Here is a 14,871-nt window from a genome sequence, read left to right on the forward strand (position 1 = left end):
TATCTCTCAAACGTAATGAGAGGGGCTTTCGCCCCTCAAATTTCATTCACTATAATATAACTTTCAATATATATCAATACTAAAATTTAACCTCAAAGGAGCCGTAAATATTCTGAGCATTCTTCAGAGGCGCCATGAGCATCATATCGGTGGACTGCACGTCGTCGATCTTGACCGGAGCGCCGACCCAGTTGTTGCTGCCGGTGTACTCGAAATCATAGTACTGATAACCGATTTTGAAGAATGCCTTGGCAAAGTACGATGAGATCGGTTTCAGATTGAGTTCTTGGATAATGTAAGGTTCGAAGACACTGCCGCGAGTGCCGACTTTGGCGGTCCACATGTCGTCAGCTGCCGGAGAGAACGGCTGCCAGTTCTTGGTGCCATAGTTGTATTCAAAGCCAAGTTTGGTGTTGCTTGGCAGGTCGTAGCGTGCCCCAGCATAGACAGCATAGCCGGTTTTGGAAGAAGGAGCTTCTGGGTTCATGAACGAACCGGTCATCAAGCCCTGGAACCCCGCATTCGACGAGACATTCTGGTTCGGATGCGACACGCTCATGCCGAATTCACTGAACAGGTTGAGATTACCCGGTCCCACTTTCTTAAGGGTGCTGAGAAGCCCAATGCCGTACCAGTCCATATCTCCAAGATTAATAGCTGGCCCAGTATTACCAAAATAAGTGTTATTCATAGTTGGAAAGTCAAAGATATTGAAACCGCGGTTCCATTGCAGATGTATCCGAAGAGGATCGGTATCGACCGGGATGATCGCAATGCCAAGCATATCGGTGTCTTGGAGACTGTTGCCTGTGTTGTACCGGTTGTCCAGGCCGCTCTCGAATCCGCGGCCGTAGCACACCTTGGCATATGCGCCGGGAAGCGCTGCGATGTCCGGCGCCCAGCCGATAGTCATACCGTCAAAAGCGTAATCCACGAGCAGTGCAGGCGTGCCGCCATTGCCGGGACGCTCGTTGTTAAGCTTGAGATGGGATGGGATGCCATTGGTAGAGGGACGGCGACCAACAGAGAACCAGGCGCCTGAGTCGAGAATGTTGGCCCAAGTGACATAGGCCCTGTCAACACCGAGATAATCGCTGGACGGTATATGCCCCAAAGTCCCATCAAACACCCCGACTCGGTCAGCAAAATATGGCGTCTGGCCATTGCCAGTGACTGCGGCATCGTCATTAGAGCCGAAAGTTTTATAGGCGAGCAGCCGCACGTTGACAGTGATATCTTTCACTGCCTTGGCGTGGAGGTCGAGGCCAAAACGGTTGGTGTAGAGAGTGTCGTTACTCGGCTTGGCAGAGGGGATCGCGAAGTTCATCGGCGTTGCCAAACCGCTTCCTGCCTGGGCTGCAGCGAGGTTGTTCAGCATCCCCCGGAAAGCAGGCGCTTGCGCTGCTGCCGCGCTGTAAGTGGTGACCTTGCTCATCTGGTTAGCTGCCATGGAAAGCACTTGTCCTGCTGGATAGTTACCGGCAGGGAGACCAAAGGGAGCCCCGGCAACCGAAATCAAGGCATTGGCCCCCATCCACTTGAACATTCCCTGGGCATCGGTATACGCTTTAGTCGAGCCTCTAAGCGAATCAACCCTAAAGCGGTAGTCGCCGCCAATGGTCAGCCACTTCTCGATGGACTTGTCCTCATGCTTCTTTGTCTGCGCCTTGAGAGCATCCACCTCTTTCTGAAGCATATCAATCTTTAGAGACAGATCGTCTGCGGCCATTGCTCCTACAGGCATTACCAGTCCTGCAGCCAGAGTTGCGGCTATAAGGTTTTTACCAAGCCTGTTCATCTCTCCTCCTTTTACCGTAAGATTTAGTGTGTTTAGCTACTTAACACACCGGTTATAATCGTGTTATCAATAATTAAACTTATTTTAATGGTAGATTTACCACCTGTCAAGCGAATATTCCCACTAAGCATATATATGGAAAATGCAATATTTAAACCATTTCGCTTAACACATAGTATATATTCAACTTTATAATTGTTTCTATGAGCGCATGCTGGAGATCTTACGGCTTTTTACGGAATTGGGCGGCAAATAACGGGGATTTGACGCATCGAGAATCAACAGTAGGTGATTAAAATCACGTTTATCAATAATTACCGGCTGCATTCGCGATAACGGCCTGCTCGCCCTCGGGTTTTTCAACCACTTCGCCAGCCGTTGCTGATCCCATAGTTCCATCTTTGCATATGTTTTCGGGTAGTATCTCCCCATAAGACCGGAAAGATTGGGACCTGAGTTTCCTTTGCCGAGAGCGCCGGATTCGGTAAGCAGCCTATGGCAGCCTCCACAATGTTTTTCAAAAACATTATCATTATGTTGAGTAGAATGATTGAACCTTATGATTAATGGTGCTTCCCGCCGCTCGTGCCTGCTGACTGCTGCCGTCTTTACAACGGCGTTGGCTAGTAATGAAGCTGTTTCCGGATCAAAACTAAAATCTGGCATGTATGTAACCGGCCTCAGGATCGATTCCAGCACCCTGGAAGGATGCCTTGCTCCGAGGCGATCAAGATCCGGTGCCAGACTATTCCCTTTACCGTCGATCTTGTGGCATCTGCGGCAGGCAAACGTTTCCAGCAATTTCCCCCCACTATCCGCTGAAGGATCACCTTTGATTCTGTACCTGACGAGTCTGCCGGGGACCAGGTTCAAATGGGCAATCTCCTTCCGCACTGTCCTGGCATCACCTGCGTGGCAACCGGTACAGCTGTCAATAGTTTCGTAATGAGGCCGATGGCATTTGAGACAGGACACGGAGACTGCTGCCGCTGGATAAGCAAATGTGACACCGAGGAAATATATCAGAAAGGCCAGGCGTACTGCCATTGCGTCCCCCTGAAAAATGCCGCGATGATCGTCAGGCCGATAATTACGGCAACCGACACAACGGTAAGCACATTGACGAACCATTGCCCCTCCGGCAGCCACGATGCCCGCCATGCAGGCCTGTAAACCGGCAACCAAGGAAGGATGACAAAGAAGCAGCCTAGGATGATTACCGGATAGATCAGAAAGGTCCCATGGCTTACCAGTTCCTGGATCCAGAGAAGAAACCATGCGGATTTAGCGGGGTTTGGGGGTACGCCCGGATCGGCAGGGCCAAGGAGAGGGGCTTGGATCAGAATCGCCCCGCAAAACAGCAGAAGACAAAGGAAGCATGCCGCAACGACAATCAACTGGAAAAAGTGAGGGGAGCTTTTAAGGTAGTCGGTTTTTAAGGAACGCGGCTGGTTCATAGGTAGGGTAGCACCCCCCTGTTTTTGCGGACCCGATAAAAATGAAGACCGGAAAGCCCCATAATCAGCATCGGCAAAATGGTTATGTGAAGAATATAAAACCTCAGGAGCGATGACACCCCGCCCACTTGGTCCGGCACCAGAACACCGTAAAGGAAATTCCCTAAGGGGAGCGATCTGAAAAGCTCCATGCCGGTCTGAGTAGCCCAGTAAGCTAGTTGATCAAGAGGGAGCAGATAGCCGGTATACCCGGAGAATACTGAGAGCAGCATGAGAGCGCACCCTATGAGCCAGTTGAAGTGGCGCGGGCGCTGGTAGGCGCCGGTCAACAGGACTCTTACAGTATGAAGAAAGATGAAAACCAGAAAAAGATGCGAAGAAAACCGGTGCAGGTTGCGGATGTAGCTGCCACCCCAGACATCGCGCTCCAGCGCAAGGATCGAGGCATAGGCGCGCTCCGGAACCGGTTGATAGTGAAAAAGCAGCAATGCCCCTGACAGGAGGAGCGAAAGCAGCGCTGTAAAGGCAAGCCCGCCCAGGCAAAAAGTATAGGATAACCTCAGGTTCTTTTTCAGAACCACCCGCGGGAAGAGATGTTTTATGAAATCCTTGAACATTGGCCTCTCAACTGCTCACAAACAACCGATCGCCACGAACCTCGGCGTTTAACCGCTCCAGCGGCCTTGTAGCCGGCCCCCGCACAACCTTTCCCTCATGGTCGAAGCGGCTTCCATGGCACGGGCAAAAAATCCCCTCAGCAGTTACCGATACCGTGCAACCAAGATGAGTACAGACAAGACTGAACGCATAAATTCCATCCCTCCCCCTGGCTATAGCGACACGCTCTTCCCGGAAAACCAAAGCGCCTTCGGTAGGTATCGAATTTAGAGGGGTGCTGACCAGTTCTCTTTTTGCTACAGGCCTTGGCTGCAGAAAGCGCCACAAACCGGCCAGGGCCGCCCCCCAGGCAATCAAGGCGAAGATGAACCTCCGGCGCGATTGGAAAAGAGCTGCCATCTTTCGATATACCCTTTCTGGAAAGTCGGCCCTCTATCCATAAGCCGCTTCACCCGTTCCTCCGGCAAAAATGAGCCATTTGCCACTCGCTGCCCTCTCCTGTCCCAGAACGACTCCAGCCCCATGCCGTCCTCAGCCAGACGGTAGATCCGTGCATTCCGGCTTTCCAGGAGAAAACGCGATGCGGCATCGTGGCAGGAGTCGCATAACAGTGTACCGCGCCTTATGGTATGAGGAAAGAATGCCTTCCATTCCGCTGCAAGCAGGCGGTTCTCGTTGCCAACAACCTGCTCTCGGCGGATATGGGTGTAATAGGCTATGAATTGAGGCCTGATCGGGCTGACCATGCCGCGGCTGTTTAGTCCGAGGGGCGGTTCATCCTGTTTCCTCAGATAAGCGCTCTTAAGATATTCACTGGGAGTATCGCCCCCCTTGAGCCAGAAATCATCTCGGGACAGGCTTTCCGTGAAGCGAAGATAAAACGTCCCGTACTCCTGTGGCGCCCAGGCAGAATGACAGGCATAGCATTCCAGCTTTTCCAGGTGCGCCTTTATCCGGTGTTCCACCGGGCCGGCACTGACCTTGTGGCAATCCAGGCATCCTTTTGCCGATCTCTTCCCGATCGCCAGGCTCTGCATCGAATGACAGTCACCACAGCTAAGACCTTTTTCAAAGTGGATATCAGGACGCATGGTCAGATAGTAGTCACCGCCAGCACTCCTTCCCCGTTGATAGCGAAGGCTGTCCTCCCGCGGCGCCCGCCCGGCATAATCCCAGCCGACATAATACCCTTTGTGGCAAGAGAGACAGCGCTCGGTGACTGGTTTACGTAAATCATGTCCTCCCCCCTCGTGGCAGTCCAGACAGCTCTTCAGGTGACAACCGGTGCAGTTTTTCTCAAAGAAACGCCGGTCCACCTTTGCATAACTCCTGGTAACAAAAGCCTGCTCAGGTGCCCTTGTTGCCATATCACGATTGAAGAGTTCGCCAAATTTCTTATGGCAGCGTACGCAAGGAGAATCAGCCCCGGCTGCTGCAGGGTCAGCAACAGTTGCAGATTCGCTCACATGGCAGTCAAGGCATGCTAAGCTACGATGGACACCGGTAACGGCTACCTGGTGACAGACGCGGCAGTTTTCAGCAGCAACAGAGACACCGATGCTAACGGCCATTAAGAATGCGGCAATGCAGAGCGTCGTCGAGCGCACCGTAATTCAGCCCCCTTTCGTAAATCCGGTCCTTGTCCCGTCCCTTGTCGTGGCAGGTTATGCAGAGATTTGCCCTGAAGATCCGGCGAATCTCGGCCTCGTTCAGCGGTCGGGAGTTTTCCCGGGTGATTGCGGAAAAGGCCCTGACCCTGCCATCTGCCAGTTTGAGGAACCCGTCAAGCGATTTATCCGGACACTTCTCACACAGCAAAGTCCCTTCGATACTCCCAACAGTCATCACCCCCTGGCCGAACCCAAGAAACCTGGGGTTGGCATGGCATTCCCGGCAACCTACCGCCTTTTTCCCAGTATTATGGGAATAAAAGGGAGCGAAACGCAGCTGGCGTTTACCTCTAAAGCGGGTTATCTGGTCGTCTCGTACAGTAGCACCGGTACCATCGATTTCGGTGACGAATGTCTGGCAGCCGGGGGTCACTGGTGATATCCTGCCCCGCTGGTTAACCGCAAGGGGAAACGGGTATAGCATCCGGAAATCCTCAGTTTCACTGAAAGCGCCCGGAGTCTCTTTCCCCTTGATAAAGTCCATGGCTGTTTCGCGCAAGTCGTAAGTAGTGTGACAGCCGTAGCACTGAACCACAGTCCTTGAGTGGCAGGCAAAGCACTCCAGCCGCTCATGTCCTTTTACCGTATGCTCCGCAGTGCCGGTAATCACCTTGGCCGTAAAGAGCTTGCCGCTACGCTTGCCGATGACTCTGACTTTAGCGTCGCTGACAAAGACATTGGAAAAACTTCGACCGTTACTGGTGAGCACCATATTCATGCCTGGCCGCATCTGCCTTGGGTAGCTCCTCGATTCGCGAACCGCCTCGTCACCGTCAAACGCGATGGCCCGGTAAACCGGTGGCTTTGCTCCGCCGTGACAATCTTCGCAACTAATCTCCACCTGGCGGTACATGTTGCGATAGCTGTAACCGTCACCCATGACATCGCGTGAGGTGTGGCAATCGATGCACTCCATACCAGCCGCAGCATGGACATCAGGCTCAATATGCACCGCATTCCTGTTGCCGGAGAGCTGTACCGGCCCGGATTGGCCATTACGGGTCGGCACATGCCCATTGTTGCCGTCATACAATCCCAGGTATGACAACGCAATTCTGCCGCTCCGATTATGGCACTGGGAACAGACTGCAGCAGACGGCAGCGGTTCGAGCCTGTGGCTGGCAGAGGCTGGTGTCTTCCCTTTGATCACGGCGTCTTTGCCCATATATGTCGCCGACTCATTGAACGGGAAATGACATGTCGCACAACCTCCGGCATGGTTCGACCGTTCGGCATCGGCAATCTCGATTCCGAGATGACAGCGGGAACAAAATTTTCGATAAAGCTCTCCGGAAAGATTGTCCAGCTCGGCCACCGGCAACAGCTTCTGCCTATTACCTCGTTCGTCGAAGGTATCACCGCCATGCGCACCATACTCCCCGGAGGTCTCCCCTTCCCAGGTCAGTTGGATGTTTCTGATCATCCCCCTGTTGGAGTACATCAGCCCACTCTTAACCCTTCCCAACTGGTATTGGTGGCAGGTTCCGCACCCCTGGTCCCAGCTATCTGCGGCTGAGGGGTTATGCCCCTGCGCCCGTTTCTTATAGGCGTTATCTCGAAAAGTGTAGTGACAGGATATGCAACCAGAGTGGCTTGCTGATGCCGGTTCTAGCGCATGGTGGCAGACCAGGCATGACTCAGACTCCGATGAAGCAGGGGAACACGCGGTAACAGCAACGATTAGCAAAACAGCGGGTAAACATCTGAGCAAAGAAGCAACTATTTCGGGAGATAAGCAGAGCACACCGTCATGGTCGCTTTGCACACAACCGTTGTCAAGCGATTTATTTGAGTTATAACATTAATTGTTCTTGTTTTGTTACGGGATTTTGGTATATATTCAAAATATTGCATAAGCTAGATATCCCATCACGATTAATATGCAAAAAATATGAGCAAGTAAAAGGAGGCTAACATGCTGTCATGTATCACCAACTGGCGAACACTCGCACTATCGCTGGCTGTAGGGGGAGTGGTCACTGCTGCTCCGCTTCTTGCTGCCGACACCCCGGCAGGAACAGTCGAAGGTAGAAACACCAAGGTCTGCAGCACCTGCCACAAGGTCGAGGCAAGCACCTTTAGGGGATATTTCGAGACTGTGGCTATGAAGTCATCTTCGCTACAGGTAAAGGTTGACGATAAATCAGAAGTCCTCAAGTTTGACAAAGCAACGATCAAGGTGTCAAACCCTGATGTCAAGGATGGCGATGTCGAGAAACAGCTCAGGGGAATCAAGAAGAACCACGAGGTTAAAGTGGTGGTTGAGTTGAAGAACGGGGTCCAGTATGCCAAGGCGATAGTTGCTAAGCCGCCGATCAAGGTTGACGAAGCCAAGCTGATCAAGGTCGATGAAGTTGAGAAGCTTGTTGCCATGGGACCGGAAAAGGGCAACTTTACCCTGATTGACTCCCGCCCGCTGCCCCGCTACCAGGATGGTTTTATCCCCGGTGCCATAAATCTGCCATACCCGGCATTCGACAAGAATCTCGACAAACTCCCGGCAGACAAAAACCGGCTGATCATCTTTTACTGCGCAGGGATCACCTGTACCATGAGTCCTAAGTCACTGGAAAAAGCCGAACAGCTCGGCTACAAGAATGTAAAGGTCTATCGCGAAGGAATGCCGGGCTGGCTCCAGCGCAAACCCGGGGTGATGACGGTCAAGTTCATCAAGGAAGCATGGCTGGACAAGGAGATGCCGTTTGTCCTGCTTGATGCCCGTGCCCAGAAAGATGCAGAGCAAGCATTCATCAAGGGAGCAGTGTCCTTCCCGGTAGCCGACGAAAAGACTCTCAAGTTGCTGCCGAAAAAAGATGTAAAGGCGCCGATATTTGTTTATGACGCTGACGGCAAGGGGAATGCCCAAGCTGTTGCCCAGGGGATTGTCAAGGCTGGTTTTGCACCGGTACTGGTGGTAGACGGCGGCATTGCGGCATGGCAGAAGGCCGGCCTGCCTTTGGAAAAAGGGGCATTGGCCGCCAAGGCAGCTTACACTCCCAAGCCTAAAGCTGGTGAAATCTCCATCGACAATTTCAAGAAACTGATTGCAGCAATCCCTGCCGATACCATCATCATTGATGTGCGGCTCCCCGACGAGGTAAAGGAAGGGGCTATTGCCGGTGCAGTCAACATACCGGCAGCAGAAGTAGACCAGAACCTGGCCAGACTCCCCAAGGAAAAGCGAATTGTCGCCTACTGTAACTCAGGCACCCAGGCTGAAATGGCGTATCATACCCTTAAAGGGAAAGGCTACCCTAATGTCTTTTTCCTGAACGCCAAAGTTGAGGTTGATGAGGGTAAAGTTGAGATAACCAGGTAGAATAACGATAGCATCAGCGACAATACCCCCGCGAACTTGTGTTCCGGGGGTATTTTTTTGTCGTCACAGCTGGATATTTGCCTGTAATTCTGATATGAATTGCCAATTATGACACATTCTCATCCGACAAAGGTCAAACGGGGGCTCTGGTCGAGCCGGCTCGGCTTCATCATGGCCTCGGCAGGGTCTGCCATCGGCCTCGGCAACATCTGGAAGTTCCCGTACATCACCGGCATGCACGGCGGCGGGGCCTTTGTACTCTTTTTTATCTTCTGCATCGTCACTGTGGGAATACCGCTGATGATTGCGGAAATGATCATAGGGAGGCATACCCGCAAAGATCCGGTCGGCGCCTTCAAAGGGTTGCACGGCGGTGCCTGGGTACTCACCGGCTGGCTTGGGGTCATAGCCGGGTTCATGATCCTTTCCTATTACTGTGTGGTTGCAGGCTGGGCCGTTGACTATCTCTGGCTGTCTTTTAGAGGAACATTCACCCAACAGCATTCCGGTCAAGTGCCTGAGATTTTCTCGAATCTCCTTAGCAATGATCTGAGCCAACTGTTCTGGCAGGCAGTATTTATGCTGATGACGGTCATAATCGTCATCGGCGGGGTCAAGAGCGGCCTGGAGCGGGCCAACAAGATCATGATGCCGATCCTGTTCCTCATTCTCCTGGTTCTTGCCGGTCTTGGGTTGAACTCGCCCGGAGGGGCCCAAGCGGTAAGGTTCCTCTTTTCTCCGGACTGGTCGAAACTGGATCCGCCTGCCATGCTGGAGGCCCTCGGGCACGCTTTCTTCAGCCTGAGTCTGGGGATGGGAGCTATGCTGACCTACGGCAGCTACGCCGATGAGGAAACCAGTATTCCCAAAGTCGCCATTACCGTTTCCCTGATGGACACCCTGGTCGCACTGCTCTCTGGGCTGGCGATTTTTCCCATTGTATTTACCTATGGCATGGAGCCTGCCGCAGGCCCCGGCTTGGTGTTCAAAACCCTGCCGGTTCTTTTCAGCCGGATGCCGGGTGGCACCATTATCGCCACTCTCTTTTTCTTACTGCTGGTCTTTGCGGCATTGACCTCCAGTATCTCATTGCTGGAAGTGGTGGTCGCCTATTACTGCGATGAAAACCGCTGGGGCCGCAAAAAAGCCACGCTGGTAATGGGAGCGATCATTTTCCTAATCGGCGTGCCGTCGGCCCTGTCCAACAACATGCTGAAGGATGTGCATATCATAGGCGCACGCAACTTCCTCGATTCCATCGATCTTGCCTGCACCAACTATATCCTGCCGCTGGGAGGACTTCTGATTGCCCTGTTTTCGGGTTGGGTCATGACCCAAGGAATCGCCAAAGGGGAATTGCTGAAAGGTGACACCAACGCCTATATTTATCCAGCCTGGCACTTCCTGATTAAATATGTCGCCCCGGTGCTGGTGGCGCTGGTATTTCTCAATAAGGCCGGATTCTTCTGAGATTTTTCACAAAAAAAGCCTCCGCAAACGGGAGGCTTTTTTAGTAAACATCAGGAGATCAGCAGCCAGCTGCTTCTTTTTTCTTCTTGGCAGGCTTTGCCTCTTCCTTCTTTTCATCTTTCTTCGCATCTTTTTTCTTGTCCTTCTTGGCATCCTTTTTCTCGGATTTCCCCTCTTTTGCGGCAGCTTCATCTTTTTTCGGTTCTTCCGCAAAGGCGAGCCCAGTGAGGCTGAAGGTAAAGAGCGTTGCTGCGACAAGAGCAATTATTCGTTTCATCTGATTTCCTCCAATCGTTTAATGGTTGCACCGGATTTTACCGGATTTCTTATCATGATATCAAGCAGCATTAAAGCCCATTATGTTATGTAATAAACAACCGGCTTGGTCCCCATCTCCTCCTTGTATCTGAAGACGTTCACTTTGGTTATCAGCTTGACGATGAGGCTGTTGGGATCATTCAGGTCACCGAAGTAGGTCGCATGCCCCAGACAGGTCGTGGTGCACCGGGTCAGTTCACCCTTTTCGATCCGGTGGATACAGAAATGACATTTGCGGGCATTGCCGATCGGCGAGTGCCAATGGGTCTTCCGTTTGAAGCTCTTGCCATACTCGCCTGAGTTTTCCACCTCGTAAGTCTCGCCCTTCATGTCACCGGTATAATAGTGACCGACATCTGCCGACCTGGCTCCGTAAGAACAGGCAACCAGACAATAGCGGCAGCCGATGCACTTTTTATAGTCAATCACGACAATGCCATCGTCACGCTTGTAGGTCGCCGTTACCGGGCAGACCGGAGTGCAGGTCGGGGCATCGCACTGCATGCAGGGCCGTGGGAGAAAACGCATCGAGACGTTGGGAAACTCGCCGATCTCCTCTTCTTTCACTGGTCGGTAATGGATCTCAGGCGGAGTAAGGTTTTCCGACATGCAGCCGGTTGTGCAGGCATGGCAGCCGACGCATTTTTTCAGGTCAATGGCCATTCCCCAGCGGCGCTGATTACGCGGTTTCTTCAAGGCCCGCTGAAGATCGCTATGCATTATTTCCAGGATATCTTTATCTTCCATAATCAGTGAACCTCCTTCCCGGCATTGACATCAAACACCCCGGAACGGTTGAAGATGATATACAGCAGGGCAACCAGAGATGTCGAAGCTGCGACAACCAGGAACTCATAAACAGACGGGGTGTAATGCACTATCTCCGGCATCTCGTAGACCCTGAACACCGGAATTTTGAAGGCTCCCACCACCAGATCGTTACGGGCCTTGAGCTGGGTCACCATGATGAAAACTCCGACAAACATCAGCCAGTTGGCACTCTTTCCCATCTTCAGCAGCAGGTACGGCACAATGATTACCACAACTATGCCGAACACGAAGCTGTTGATCAGGGTCAGGGAGAAAACCTCAGACCCCTCCAGGCGGCCGGCAAGCCCGGTCATGGTCCGCCAGAAGGTTATCAGCAGGGCAAGCCCCAAGCCGACCTTCAGCAGGATCACGAACGGCGTGAGATGATACGCCTCATCGAGCTGTTTCTTTTTGACCGTATGGGCGGCAATGATGGTGGTCAGGGCACAGCCGGTGAGAAAGGCGATAAACAGGAAGTAGATCGGCATCAGGGCGCTGTAGTAGTAGACCCGCGAACTGACCGTGCCCAAGAGGCTGCCTAGTGTACTATGGGTGATGATGGCGATGAAGAACGCGCCCCACATGACGCGTACCGAATGCTTGCCTCTCTGGATGTTGATGTACTCTACCGTGATGATGCATACGTAGCAACTGTACCAGAGAGCCATCCAGAACATCGGCGATGTCGGGTTCGGGGAAATCAGGAACATGTACATCCGGTCCACCCGGCCCATTTCGGTGGCCAGGGAAAAGAAGGCAGCGACAGCAGTGATGATACCGACAAAAATGATCCGTGAGGCAAACGGCCGGTATTTTTCCTCAAAAAAGACATGGCCGAAGAAATTGACAAAAGTACAGCCGGTGCTCAAAAGGGCAAAGTAGACATAGGTGGAAATCTGCATCCCCCATGGCACAAGGTTGCTGGTGTTGATGGTGTGGGCATGCCCTTGGATGAAAATGGCTGCTATCCCGTAAAAACCGGCAACAAGGCCGATCAGGAACAGGTACAGGTGAATGCCCCCTTTCCCTTTGAGAATATCGGCGATAACTGAGAAGAGTCGCTGTTTATCAGGAAGAATGACACCGATGAGTTCCATCTCTTTATCCCTCCTTCACTATTTTCACAAAGTTCAAACGCATTCCGGTGCCGCCCATGATGGGATCGATCTGGTACCCGGTAAGCAACTCCTCGTCACCCACCCCCTTGTTATCGGCCCGTTTCATACCTTTTGCATGAACGCCAAAGCCATGCACCATGTACAGGCAGTCTTCTCGCAACCGCTCGGTGCAACGGATCTTGACCGTGCCAGAGGATTTGACCCCAGCCGCATTCTGCAACCGCACATATTCGCCATCCTTGAAGCCAAGCTGCTTCGCTTTTTTCCGGCTGATCCAGACGGAGTTTTCCGGCACCAGATCAGTCAGCAGGAAGTTATTGGTCGTCCGGGAAAAGGTATGCAACGGGGAACGGCCGAAAAGCAGTGAGAAATGACCATCAGGGGGCTGGGGATGTTTTTTGTATTTCGGCACCGGGTCGAACCCCTTTTCGGCAAGCTGCTTTGAGTACAGTTCAATCTTGCCGGAAGGGGTGTCGAAAGTCGGCTGGTTCTGGTCGGTGATATAGGGGGCGGATTTTTCCTCTATGGTCAGCACCCCTTTCTGCTTCAGCTCGGCATAATTAATCCCCCCAGCTTCACACCTTTTTGCCAGGTACTCTTCGCCATCTTTCCAGGGGAAGTAAGTCTCCAGCCCCATCTTTTTCCCCAGCTCCTTGGTGATCCACCACGAAGGCTTGCTTTCCCACATCGGTTGCACTGCGGGCTGACGGATGGAAATCTCAAATTTTTTGAATTTACCGAGGCTCAGGGCATCATGGCGTTCAAGATAGGTACATTCCGGCAGCACGACATCCGCCCACTGGATGATGTCGGCAGGGACGATATCAATAGCAACCAGCAGATCGAGATTATTGATCGCCTTGATGGTCTCCTCCCGATTCGGCATGGTTTTCATCAGATTGCAACCGTAGACCAGCCACCCTTTCATGGCATGAGGCTGACCGGTTATAGCCGCATTACGGATCGATGTCGTTGTCTGGGAAAGGGCGAACGGATAGGCCCCGTCAAGCTTCGGAATACCGGCCGTATGTTCCGGATACTCCGGCAAACCCGGATACTCCGGCACCCCGCCTCCTGCAGGGAGATAGATCCCCCCTGGTCTCCCCCATGAGCCGAGCAGCGCATTGAGCAGGGCAATAGCCCTGGCCCGCTGGGCATCGTCACCGTACCATGCGGCGAACCGTCCCCCGGAGATAACCACATTCGGCTTGCGGGCAGCCAGCTCCCGGGCAACCTCAACAATTTTCCCGGCCGGGATGTCGGTCTCCTTTGCTGCCCATTCCGGAGTGAACTCCTGAACCGCAGCTTTCAGCTCAGCCAGACCAGAGGCGTATTTGCTCAGATAGTCGGCGTCATACAGTTCTTCGTTGACTATGATCCTGATCCAGGCGAGCAGCAACGCCAGATCAGTGGCAGGGCGGATCGGCAGCCAGTAATCCGCTTTGGATGCAATATTGGAACAGCGGGGATCCACCACACACAACTTGGCGCCTTGCTCCAAGCCATGAACAAGGTCCTGCACCTGGCTGTTGTGGGCATTTTCTCCCAGGTGAGACCCAAGCAACACAATGAATTTGCTCTGGCTGAAATCGTAAAATTCCGGGGAACCAACCTCGGAACCAAAGGTCATGGTGAATCCTACATCTCTCGGCCCGCGGCACTGGGCAAACGACGGAGCCGTGTAGTAACTGCTGCCGTAAGCCTTGAGCAAATGTTTCCAGAAAGCTCCGCCGCTGCCGTGGGAAAAAAGGGCAACCGCATCAGGACCGTGCTTCTCCTTGATTGCAGAAAGTTTGCCGGCAATGACACCCAAGGCCTCGTCCCAGGTAGCCTTTTTCCATTTTGGTTCACCGCGTTTACCGATGTTGATCAATGGTGTCTTCAGGCGATCCTGATCATACAATGAACCGAGGGCAGCATTGCCGCGGCCGCACAACCGACCTCTTCCCCGCTCACTCAAAGGGTTGCCGTCGACTTTTACCACCTTGCCGTTCTGCACCTTGGCAATAAGACCGCAGTTCCAAAAGCAGAGCTCACAAAATGTCGGCACCAGTTTCATCTCCTCAGGGGCTGATTCCGCCCAGGAAAGGAACGATTCCGGCATGGTGGCCGCAGCGGTAATCCCTGCAGTGGCTGTTCCGGAGATTTTAAGGAATGTCCTGCGCGACAGCTTGACGTTCACTTTATTGCCTCCTCATGACATTTATTTAAAAATTCAGACATTCAGATAACTAAATTATTTTTCGTCCAATTGCAAGAAAACTTTAACATATATATTTATCACTGCAAAATT

13 protein-coding genes are annotated in these 14,871 nt (G+C 52.7%); 2 read left to right on the forward strand and 11 right to left on the reverse strand.

What is annotated here, in order from left to right:
* Positions 1-79 precede the first annotated feature (79 nt).
* From KI809_RS08930 to extM, 7 genes are all read right to left on the reverse strand, one after another.
* Positions 80-1,798 carry a DUF3373 domain-containing protein gene (locus tag KI809_RS08930; RefSeq protein WP_214171205.1) on the reverse strand — a complete coding sequence of 573 codons (1,719 nt, stop codon included), beginning with the start codon at positions 1,796-1,798 and terminating at the stop codon, positions 80-82.
* 201 nt (positions 1,799-1,999) lie between these two features.
* Entirely contained in the window at positions 2,000-2,845 is an 846-nt protein-coding gene (gene extS / locus KI809_RS08935; protein WP_214171206.1) for a selenite/tellurite reduction operon c-type cytochrome lipoprotein ExtS, read from the reverse strand.
* Positions 2,821-3,255 (reverse strand): selenite/tellurite reduction operon b-type cytochrome membrane protein ExtQ, encoded by a 435-nt coding sequence (extQ, locus tag KI809_RS08940; RefSeq protein WP_214171207.1) that lies wholly within the window; start codon positions 3,253-3,255, stop codon positions 2,821-2,823. The genes extS and extQ overlap by 25 nt, the downstream gene beginning before the upstream one ends.
* Positions 3,252-3,872 carry a cytochrome b N-terminal domain-containing protein gene (locus KI809_RS08945; protein WP_214171208.1) on the reverse strand — a complete coding sequence of 207 codons (621 nt, stop codon included), beginning with the start codon at positions 3,870-3,872 and terminating at the stop codon, positions 3,252-3,254. The genes extQ and KI809_RS08945 overlap by 4 nt, the downstream gene beginning before the upstream one ends.
* Positions 3,873-3,879: 7 nt before the next feature.
* Positions 3,880-4,272, reverse strand: coding sequence for a QcrA and Rieske domain-containing protein (locus tag KI809_RS08950; protein ID WP_214171209.1), 393 nt, complete (start codon positions 4,270-4,272; stop codon positions 3,880-3,882).
* On the reverse strand, positions 4,227-5,444 hold the full coding sequence (extO, locus tag KI809_RS08955) for a selenite/tellurite reduction operon b-type cytochrome iron-sulfur cluster-binding subunit ExtO (RefSeq protein WP_214171210.1): 1,218 nt from the start codon (positions 5,442-5,444) through the stop codon (positions 4,227-4,229). Before extO ends, KI809_RS08950 begins: the two co-directional genes overlap by 46 nt.
* Positions 5,434-7,287: a selenite/tellurite reduction operon c-type cytochrome ExtM gene (gene extM, locus KI809_RS08960; protein ID WP_214171489.1), complete on the reverse strand. Its 1,854-nt coding sequence runs from the start codon at positions 7,285-7,287 to the stop codon at positions 5,434-5,436. The genes extO and extM overlap by 11 nt, the downstream gene beginning before the upstream one ends.
* Before the next feature lie 171 nt (positions 7,288-7,458).
* Between extM and KI809_RS08965 the strand changes: the two genes are divergently transcribed.
* On the forward strand, positions 7,459-8,862 hold the full coding sequence (locus KI809_RS08965) for a rhodanese-like domain-containing protein (RefSeq protein ID WP_214171211.1): 1,404 nt from the start codon (positions 7,459-7,461) through the stop codon (positions 8,860-8,862).
* Between the two features lie 108 nt (positions 8,863-8,970).
* A complete protein-coding gene (locus KI809_RS08970; RefSeq protein WP_214171212.1) occupies positions 8,971-10,332 on the forward strand; it encodes a sodium-dependent transporter in 1,362 nt (453 codons plus the stop codon).
* A gap of 58 nt (positions 10,333-10,390) precedes the next feature.
* Here the strand turns inward: KI809_RS08970 and KI809_RS08975 are convergent, their stop codons facing one another.
* The 4 genes from KI809_RS08975 to KI809_RS08990 all read right to left on the reverse strand — a co-directional run bounded on the left by KI809_RS08975 (position 10,391) and on the right by KI809_RS08990 (position 14,760).
* Positions 10,391-10,609, reverse strand: a complete 219-nt coding sequence (locus KI809_RS08975; RefSeq protein WP_214171213.1) for a hypothetical protein — start codon at positions 10,607-10,609, stop codon at positions 10,391-10,393.
* Positions 10,610-10,689: 80 nt separating this feature from the next.
* A complete protein-coding gene (locus KI809_RS08980; protein WP_214171214.1) occupies positions 10,690-11,397 on the reverse strand; it encodes a 4Fe-4S dicluster domain-containing protein in 708 nt (235 codons plus the stop codon).
* Positions 11,398-11,399: 2 nt separating this feature from the next.
* Positions 11,400-12,557, reverse strand: coding sequence for an NrfD/PsrC family molybdoenzyme membrane anchor subunit (gene nrfD / locus KI809_RS08985; protein ID WP_214171215.1), 1,158 nt, complete (start codon positions 12,555-12,557; stop codon positions 11,400-11,402).
* A gap of 4 nt (positions 12,558-12,561) precedes the next feature.
* Positions 12,562-14,760 (reverse strand): molybdopterin-containing oxidoreductase family protein, encoded by a 2,199-nt coding sequence (locus KI809_RS08990; protein ID WP_337833297.1) that lies wholly within the window; start codon positions 14,758-14,760, stop codon positions 12,562-12,564.
* Positions 14,761-14,871: the final 111 nt, after the last annotated feature.

Source organism: Geoanaerobacter pelophilus, assembly GCF_018476885.1.
GTDB classification, from domain to species: domain Bacteria; phylum Desulfobacterota; class Desulfuromonadia; order Geobacterales; family DSM-12255; genus Geoanaerobacter; species Geoanaerobacter pelophilus.